7 protein-coding genes are annotated in these 5676 nt (G+C 75.0%); 3 read left to right on the forward strand and 4 right to left on the reverse strand.

Going from position 1 to position 5676, the window contains the following annotated elements; translation table 11 throughout:
• From AB0J52_RS24390 to clpS, 4 genes are all read right to left on the reverse strand, one after another.
• A partial coding sequence (locus AB0J52_RS24390; RefSeq protein WP_500184425.1) for an MEDS domain-containing protein occupies positions 1-821 on the reverse strand: 821 nt, incomplete at its 3' end.
• Positions 818-1762 (reverse strand): MEDS domain-containing protein, encoded by a 945-nt coding sequence (locus tag AB0J52_RS24395; RefSeq protein ID WP_500184426.1) that lies wholly within the window; start codon positions 1760-1762, stop codon positions 818-820. The genes AB0J52_RS24395 and AB0J52_RS24390, both read right to left, overlap by 4 nt.
• A gap of 102 nt (positions 1763-1864) precedes the next feature.
• Entirely contained in the window at positions 1865-2458 is a 594-nt protein-coding gene (locus AB0J52_RS24400; RefSeq protein ID WP_500184428.1) for a DUF2017 domain-containing protein, read from the reverse strand.
• Positions 2458-2754 (reverse strand): ATP-dependent Clp protease adapter ClpS, encoded by a 297-nt coding sequence (gene clpS / locus AB0J52_RS24405; RefSeq protein WP_500184429.1) that lies wholly within the window; start codon positions 2752-2754, stop codon positions 2458-2460. The genes AB0J52_RS24400 and clpS overlap by 1 nt, the downstream gene beginning before the upstream one ends.
• Before the next feature lie 244 nt (positions 2755-2998).
• On the opposite strand from clpS, the gene AB0J52_RS24410 reads away from it, so the two are divergent.
• The 3 genes from AB0J52_RS24410 to AB0J52_RS24420 are packed head-to-tail and all read left to right on the forward strand — an operon-like array spanning position 2999 to position 5508.
• The gene (locus AB0J52_RS24410) at positions 2999-4342 is read left to right on the forward strand and encodes a nicotinate phosphoribosyltransferase (protein ID WP_500184432.1); all 1344 of its coding nucleotides are present in this window, start codon (positions 2999-3001) and stop codon (positions 4340-4342) included.
• 45 nt (positions 4343-4387) lie between these two features.
• On the forward strand, positions 4388-4966 hold the full coding sequence (locus AB0J52_RS24415) for an isochorismatase family protein (RefSeq protein ID WP_500184433.1): 579 nt from the start codon (positions 4388-4390) through the stop codon (positions 4964-4966).
• Positions 4963-5508 carry a gluconokinase gene (locus AB0J52_RS24420; RefSeq protein WP_500184434.1) on the forward strand — a complete coding sequence of 182 codons (546 nt, stop codon included), beginning with the start codon at positions 4963-4965 and terminating at the stop codon, positions 5506-5508. Before AB0J52_RS24415 ends, AB0J52_RS24420 begins: the two co-directional genes overlap by 4 nt.
• The last annotated feature ends 168 nt before the right edge of the window (positions 5509-5676 follow it).

The raw sequence follows: 5676 nt of genomic DNA on the forward strand, positions 1-5676 counted from the left end.
CGGATGACGGCGGTCGCGACCTCGTTGGCGGCCAGCAGGAACGGCAGGCGCCGGGCCTGCGGGAGGCCGAACCGCTCGGCCTGGCCGGACAGGAAGTCGCGGACGTCGGGGAGCTGGCCGGTGGTGAAACCGCGGTGCGCGGCCGCCAGGGGCGGCGGGCCGAGCGGGCTCCGGTTGCACTCGGCGTAGAAGTCGGCCGGGTCGGCGTAGGACGGGTTGCCCCACTCGCCCGCCGCGTCCGCGAAGACGGGATGGGTGCGGGCGGCGTCGGACAGCACCTCGCCGGGGACGCTTCGGATGTCGTACGCGCAGGTCAGGATGGTCGAGGTGGCGTCGAAGACGACGTTCAGCAGGGCCTCGTGCCGCTGCCATTCGACGAGCTCCAGCGGGCTCCGGCCGTCCCACGGCGGTTCGGCGAGCACCCGCAGGCGGCCGCGGCGCCACCAGTCGGTGCGCCCGCGCTCGTGGAAGGCGGCGAGGGTCCTGGTCGGACCGCCGTACCAGTCCGCCGCGTCCAGGAACTCGATCTCCGCCCCGCCGAGGGCGCCGCCGGCGAGGAGACGGCGGCGGGGCCCGGGGAGGATCACGACCAGGACGTCCCCGGCCGCCGCGCCCTCGGCCAGGTAGGCGGTGGCGGCGTCGCGGAACTCGGCGTCGGAGGAGTAGAAGAACGCGCGGTGCCGCAGGCGGTCGCGGGACGGACGCCGGCCGGCGTCCTCTCCGGCACCGGAGCGGACGGCGCGTTGACCCGCACCGGGCACCGGCCGGGAGGCGGGGTCGCCGTACCGGGCGGGGACCGGACGGGACGGGCCGCCGGTCATGCCGGCGCCTCCTCCACGAACACGCCGGGAAGGCGGTCCCACCCGGCGATGCGCAGCATCAGCGCCAGGTAGGCCGGGACGGAGCGGAGGACGACCTGCCGGTCCAGTCCGTCGCCCGCGCTCCGGGTCTCCAGGATGGCGCGCAGCCCCTCGGTGTCGCAGAACGCCAGGTCCGACAGGTCGAGGCAGAGGTGGCCGTCACGGCGGGCCGCGACGGCCAGGGCGTCGCGCAGGGCGGGCAGCGTGGACTCGTCCACCGCGCCGGACAGCGCCAGGCCGGGCGGGGTGAAGGTCGGCGTCACGCGCAGGACGCCGTCGTCGTGCAGGTCGTCCACCCGGACCAGGCCGCCGTGGCAGGCCAGCAGCTGCCGCAGCTGCTGGTCGCCGAACCAGCGGCGGTCGTACTGGCAGATCGCCATCGCGCGGGACCCGGGCGCCCGGAACGCGCCCTGGCACTTGTGCTCGAACTCGCGGAACCGCTCGGTGCCGGGCCAGCCGCGCAGCGAGAACGACGTCTCGCCGGTGATCCGGACGCCCCGGAACCCCTGCACGAGCGCGAGGTCGATCTCCGCGCCGATCAGGTCCACGGTGGCGTCGGGGTCGAACCGCCCGGACGCCATGAACGCCTCGATCACCGGACGCGCCGACAGCGACCCGTCGGCGGCGGCGGCGCGCGGGTCCACGCCGAGCGCGGCGAAGGCGGGGGCGGCGGCGAGCCGGTCCAGGACGGCGTCCGCGTCCTCCTGGTCGGCCAAATAGATGATCTTGTGGTCGCGGCGCAGGCCGTCCCGGACGTAGGCGGCGAGCACCGCGTAGCGCTCCTCGTCGCCGCTGAAGGCCAGCGCCAGGTGGTCGCCGAACCGCATCTCGCCGACCGCCACGGCCTCGGCGTCCGGATCGGTCTCCGGCAGCGGCAGGCCGTCGTCTCCGAGCGTGGACATGTCACGGCCTCCCGGGACTGGGGGCGGCGGCGCGCTCCGGGAAGGGGCGCTCCGGCACGGGGCCGCCCGCCGCCGAGCTCGCCCTACCCCGCCAAAATAGCCCTACCAGAGGGCCCGGACGAGGCTTTCCTGGAGCATCGTGAGCCAGTCGTAGGCGGCGTACATCGGCATCCGCGGGTCGGACGGGTCGAGCCGCTCGGCCTCCTCGTACCACTCCTCGGAGATGTCGAGCCGCGTGCCGAGCGCGAGCCGCACGTCGTTCAGCGACCGCAGCCACGCCTGCGCGTGCTCGGTGCTCAGCTCCACCTCGCCGGACCGCCCGGACCGCTCGGAACGGCCGCCGGACCGCTCGGACCGGCCGCCGGGCGGCGTCCCGCCGAACGCGTCGGCGAGGCCCGCGAGGACGATCCCGGCCGCCTCGCGCTTGCCGTCCCGTAGTCCCATCTCGGTGTAGCGGCGGAACTCTCCGGCGGCCTCGCCGTCGTCGCGGTAGGCGTCCGGGAACAGCCGGGCGAGGACCGGGTCGTCGGGCACCGAGGCCCGGTCGGTGATCCCCACGGCGGCCAGCTCGTCGTCCGCGCCGGGCGGCTCGCCGAGCAGGTCGAGCAGCTGCTCCATCAGCGTGCGGACGAGCGCGGCCTCCTCCGGTTCGAACCGGATCCGGACGGCGCCCTCCCGCCCCTTGCGCACCTTCATCAGTCGTCCCGTTTCACGGTCGCCCACAGGCCGTAGGAGTGCAGGACCTCCACGTCCCGCTCCATCTCCTCGCGGGTGCCGCTCGCGACCACCGCCCGGCCCTTGTGGTGGACGTCCATCATCAGTTTCTCGGCCTTGGACTTCGGATAGCCGAAGACGGCCTGGAACACGTACGTCACGTACGACATGAGGTTGATCGGGTCATTCCAGACGATCGCCAGCCACGGCCGGTCCGACGCCACGTCCTCGGCGATGTCCGGCCGGTCGAGTTCGACCGGTGCGGGTGCACTGCTCATGGCTCGCCGTCTTCCTCTCCCCCGGTCCAGATGGCCGCCCCTCTCCACGAATGCTAGTTCGTGCGACCTGCGTCCGGGGACCACGCCCCGGGACGCCCGCCCGCCCCCACCGCCGCTTGCGCCGCTTCCGCCACCTTCGTCCCCCTGCGTGCGGGCGGTTCCGGGCGGTTCCGGGCGGCGTGCGGCGGCCCCTCGGGCCGCTCCGGCGGACGCGGCGTTCGCGCCGCTCAGTAGGGTTTGCGCTGTGGACCATGCAGGTTTCGGCACGACCGGTACGTCCGGCACGACCGCGTTGCTCACCGACCAGTACGAGCTGACCATGCTCACCGCCGCGCTCCGGTCGGGCACGGCCGAGCGCCGGGCGGTGTTCGAGGTGTTCGCCCGCCACCTCCCCGCCGGGCGCCGCTACGGCGTGGTCGCCGGCACCGGCCGGCTGCTGGAGGCGGTGGAGGCGTTCCACTTCGACGCCGGCGCCATCGCGTTCCTCCGGGACCGGGACGTGGTGGACGAGCCGACCGCCGAGTGGCTGGCCGGGTTCCGGTTCAGCGGCGACATCCACGGCTACGCCGAGGGCGAGTGCTACTTCCCGGACTCCCCGATCCTGACCGTGGAGGGGACGTTCGCGGAGGCGGTGCTGCTGGAGACCGTGATCCTGTCGATCCTCAACCACGACTGCGCGGTCGCGTCCGCCGGGTCCCGGATGGCGGTGGCCGCCGGGGGCCGTCCGATGATCGAGATGGGGTCGCGGCGGACGCACGAGCACGCCGCCGTCGCCGCCGCGCGCGCCGCGTACATCACCGGCTTCACCACCACGTCCAACCTGGAGGCCGGCCGCCGCTACGGGGTGCCCACGGCCGGGACCGCCGCGCACGCCTTCACGTTGCTGCACGACGGCGAGCGGCACGCGTTCCAGGCCCAGCTCGACGCCCTCGGCGAGGGCACCACGCTGCTGGTGGACACCTACGACGTGGAGCGCGCCGTCCGGACCGCGGTGGAGCTGGCCGGGCCGTCGCTCGGCGCGGTCCGCATCGACAGCGGCGACCTCGGCGTGGTCGCCCGGCGCGTCCGCGAGCAGCTCGACGCGCTGGGCGCGACCGGCACCCGGATCATGGTCACCGGCGACCTGGACGAGTACGGCATCGCCGCGCTCGCCGCCGCCCCCGTGGACGGCTACGGCGTCGGGACGTCCCTGGTCACCGGCTCCGGCGCGCCGACCGCGTCGCTGGTCTACAAGCTCGTCGCGCGCGCCGACGGACCCGGCGCGGACGCCCCGATGCGCCCGGTCGCCAAGCGGTCCACGGGCAAGCCGAGCCGCGGCGGCCGCAAGTCCGCGATGCGCCGCCTGGACGGCCACGGCGTCGCCTGCGCGGAGATCGTCACGACCGGCGAGCCGCAGCCCGGCGGCGGCGACCGGCTGCTCCAGGTGCCCCTGGTCGCCAAGGGCGAGATCGTCGGCCGCGAGCCGCTGTCGGCTGCCCGCGACCGGCACGCCGCCGCCCTCGCCGAGCTCCCCGCGACCGCGCTCCAACTCTCCCGCGGCGAACCCGCCCTCCCGACCGAGTTCGTCGAGGGCGGACCGCGCCGCTGACTGGGTAGGCAACACCCCGAAGAGGACGGACAGCGAGGAGCGAACATGACCAAGGCCCTGCTCATCATCGATGTGCAGAACGACTTCTGCGAGGGCGGCTCGCTACCCGTCGGCGGCGGCGCGGACGTCGCGGCGGCGATCTCCGCGCACGTCGCCGCGCACCGCGGCGAGTACGCGCACATCGTCGCCACCCGCGACTTCCACCTGGACCCGGGCGACCACTTCTCCCCCGAACCGGACTTCGTGAACACCTGGCCGCCGCACGGCGTGATCGGCACGGCCGGCGCGGACTTCCACGAGGCGCTCGCGCTCGGGCCGATCGAGACGGTGTTCAGCAAGGGCCGCGAGGCCGCCGCCTACAGCGGCTTCGAGGGCCTCAACGACGACTCGGTCGCGCTCGGCGACTGGCTGCGCGAGCGCGGCGTGGACGAGGTGGACGTGGTGGGCATCGCCACCGACCACTGCGTCCGGGCGACCGCGCTGGACGCCGTCCGGGAGGGCCTGCGGACCCGCGTCCTGCTCGGCCTCACCGCCGGCGTCGCCAAGGACACCACCGACCGCGCCCTGGCCGAGATGCGGTCGGCGGGCGTGGCCCTCAGCGGAGACCCCGTCCTTCGCCCGTGACCGCCGACGAAGCACGAGCCGCCTGGGCACGCCCCCTGCCCGCGGCCCCCATCGTGCTGGTCATGGGCGTGGCGGGCAGTGGCAAGACCACCGTCGGGCGGCTGCTCGGCGACCGGCTCGGGCGGGACTTCGCCGACGCCGACCAGTTCCACCCGGCCGCCAACATCGCCAAGATGAGCGCGGGCGTCCCGCTCACCGACGCCGACCGGACGCCCTGGCTGGAGACCATCGCGGCCTGGATCGACGAGCACCGCGCGGACGGCCGTCCGGCCGTCGTGACCTGCTCGGCGCTGCGCCGCGCCTACCGCGCGGTGCTGACCGGGGGCCGCCCCGAGGTGCTCCCGGTCTTCCTCGACGGCGACCGGACGCTCATCGCCGAACGGATCGCCCGGCGCGGCGACCACTTCTTCAAACCGGCCATGCTCGACGGCCAGTTCCGCGTCCTGGAGCGCCCGGCCCCGGACGAGCACGTCCTCGTCCTCCCCGTCACCGCCCCCGCCGCCGACCTCGCCTCCCTGATCGAGGCCGCCGTCCTCCCCTGACCCGCAACCGCACCCGAGTGCGGGTGCGGGTCAGTGCCGGCGGCGGGCGGCCCAGTCGCGGATCTTGTCGATGCGCTTGCGGACGTCGTCCGCGCTCGCCTGGGCGAGGACGGGGCCGCCGCAGGTGCGGCGCAGCTCGGAGTGGATCACGCCGTGTGGCTGGCCGGT

The organism is Spirillospora sp. NPDC049652 (genome assembly GCF_040675125.1).
Classification (GTDB): domain Bacteria; phylum Actinomycetota; class Actinomycetes; order Streptosporangiales; family Streptosporangiaceae; genus Spirillospora.